This window comes from Streptomyces sparsus (assembly GCF_054776295.1).
Map to the genome: position 1 here is coordinate 1 of NZ_BAAHCA010000962.1, position 1,777 is coordinate 1,777.

At 74.3% G+C, this 1,777-nt stretch carries 1 protein-coding gene; it reads right to left on the bottom strand.

All coding sequences use genetic code 11. The annotated features are described in order from the left end of the window. Positions 1 to 37 precede the first annotated feature (37 nt). Positions 38 to 1,450, bottom strand: coding sequence for an alkaline phosphatase PhoX (locus tag ACYVE9_RS25355; protein WP_461030226.1), 1,413 nt, complete (start codon positions 1,448 to 1,450; stop codon positions 38 to 40). Positions 1,451 to 1,777: the final 327 nt, after the last annotated feature.

A 1,777-nucleotide genomic window follows, 5' to 3' on the forward strand; every position in this document is an offset into this window, starting at 1 on the left:
TCCGCCGCCCGCGGACGGGCGGCGGACCCGGCCGGCGTCAGTGCCGGCGCTGCCAGGGGCCGGTGATCGCGCAGGTGATACCCGGTTCCTGGATGTGGGCGTAGAGCGTGCGGCCGTCCGGTGAGAAGCAGACGCCGGTGAACTCCTGGTACTCCGGCTCGGCTTCGGTGCCGGAGTTCACCTCGTGCCGGGCCAGCGGGTAGGTGCGGCCGTCGTCGGTCGCCCCGAAGAGGTGCTGGAGCCCCTCGCCGTCCTCCGCGATGATCAGTCCGCCGTGCGGCGAGACGGTGATGTTGTCCGGGCCGTCCAGCCCGCCGTCGGCCGGGTCCGGGTTGACCTGCAGCAGCACCTTCAGCGTGATGGTGCGCCGGCCCGGGTCGTAGAACCACACCTGGCCGTCGTGCGGTTGGCCGCCGACGGCCTCGTCCCGGGCGTAGGAGGAGACGAAGTAGGCGCCGCCGTCGCCCCACCACATGCCTTCCAGCTTCCGCCCCCGCGTCACGGCGCTGTCCGTGAACTGGCTGCGGATCGGCACCTCCCGGGCGTCCCGGTCCGCCACGTCGACCCAGTCGACGCCGTAGACGACACCGGCGCGGGTCGCACGGGAGAGGTCGGGGACGAACCGGCCGCCGGAGTCGAAGCACTTCATGGTCTGGAGCGTGCCCGCGTCGTCGGCGAGCGTGCGCAGCCGGCCCCGGCCGTGCCGGAATCCCCGCGGCGGTGCCCAGCGGTAGAACAGGCCGTTGGGCTGCTTGTCGTCCTCGGTCAGGTAGAGGTGTCCGCGCCGCGGGTCCACCACCACGGCCTCGTGGTCGAAGCGGCCGAGTGCCTTGATCGGACGGGGATCGCGGTTGGCCCGGAAGTCGTGCGGGTCGACCTCGAAGACATAACCGTGGTCCCGGGTCATGCCGTTCTCGCCCGCGCGGTCGGAGTTCTCCTCGCAGGTCAGCCAGGTGCCCCACGGGGTGGTACCGCCCGCGCAGTTGGTGGACGTGCCGGCGATGCCCACCCGTTGCCCCACGAACCCACCGCGCCGCTCGACCTCGAGCACGGTGCAGCCGCCCGCGGCGGCCGGGTCGTAGACGAAGCCGTCGGCGCGCGGCACCGGGTGCTCCCAGTCCCCGTGCGGCCCCTTGAGCTCGTGGTTGACGACCAGCACGTCGGCTCCGCGGGTCCCGGCGAAGCAACCGGTGCCATCGGGCTTGAAGGGCGCCGGCTCACCCGTCTCCAGCCGGGTGCGGCCGGTCTCCGCCAGTACCCGGTAGGAGAATCCGGCCGGCAGCGCCAGCGCGGCGCGGGGGTCGGGCAGCAGCGGTCCGTAACCCAGGGGCGGGCGCCCACCGGCGACCGCGCCCGGTGCGCCGGTCAACGCGCCCACGGTGCCGGTGAGCGCGATGCCCGCGCCGGCGACGGCGGATCCTGCGGCGAACTGCCTACGACTGAGCGGCATCGCTTCTCCCCTGCGCTGGGCCGGTGTGCGTCCGCGGTCAGCCTTGCGCGCCCGGGCGAACGCCGGCTGAACTCCAGCCGACCGACAGTGGCACGCCGAGCGCCCCCGCCGCCGTGGGCGGCTCCCAGGGGGCGTTCGGCGAAGCCGGACGGCCGTCAGCTCACCGTCACGGGCGGAACCACCACTCACGTCATCACTCTCAGGCGGGGGCGGCGGCCTCCTTGGGTGGGACGGCCAGCGCTGCGGCCAGGCGGCGGGCCTGGGTGAGGACGCGGGTGGTGCCGCGGCGGGCGGCGAGATCGGTGAGGCCGGGCAGGTCGGCTCGGA

Excerpts from the sequence above, each read along its gene's own strand:
- ACYVE9_RS25355 (WP_461030226.1), bottom strand. The coding sequence starts at position 1,450 with ATGCCGCTCAGTCGTAGGCAGTTCGCCGCAGGATCCGCCGTCGCCGGC.